The organism is Vibrio sp. 1641, assembly GCF_033339995.1.
GTDB classification, from domain to species: Bacteria; Pseudomonadota; Gammaproteobacteria; order Enterobacterales; family Vibrionaceae; genus Vibrio; species Vibrio alginolyticus.
On the sequence record NZ_JAWOVP010000448.1, the window covers coordinates 1 to 542 of the forward strand.

The 542-nt window shown below is 47.2% G+C and carries 1 protein-coding gene; it reads right to left on the reverse strand.

Annotation, left to right across the window (positions count from 1 at the left end; all coding sequences use genetic code 11):
• Positions 1-482 (reverse strand): aminotransferase class I/II-fold pyridoxal phosphate-dependent enzyme (locus R7Z47_RS26505; RefSeq protein WP_318130979.1); only part of this gene is annotated, 482 nt, incomplete at its 3' end.
• Between the last annotated feature and the right edge of the window lie 60 nt (positions 483-542).

Consider the following 542-nt stretch of genomic DNA (forward strand, 5'->3'; position numbering starts at 1 on the left):
GTTTCTAAATGCTTAATGTCGTTGTGCTTAAAACGCTTCATTTTCGCCGTTGACAGTGACCCTGCTTCCATCAAAGATGCGTGGTTTAATCGGTCTTGAATCAATACGTCTGATTTTTCTAGCAGGGTAAAAAGCAACGCTTGATTAGCGCTGAAACCAGAACCAAATAATACCGCCCTCTCGAAGCCCAACCATTCAGTTAACGCCGCTTCTAAGTTGCTGTGCGCAGCACTGAAGCCAGTGACCATGGGTGATGCCCCACTGCCACTGCCATAAACGCTCAGACCTTGCTGCCAAGCACGTACAAGCGCTTGGTCATTGGCTAAGCCCAAATAATCGTTGCTTGAGAAGTTGATGTAGCGTCTACCTTCATGTTCTAAAATCGATTGGTTCCCGGCGAGTACCACATTCATTGAACGATTCAACCCTTGCGCTTTACGAGCAGAAAGAGCAGATTCGATTCGAGATTTAAACGCTGGCATTGTAGAAAAGATCGTCTTTAGTTGGACGTGCAGCAACGCGCTCTACCACGCGATCCAGCA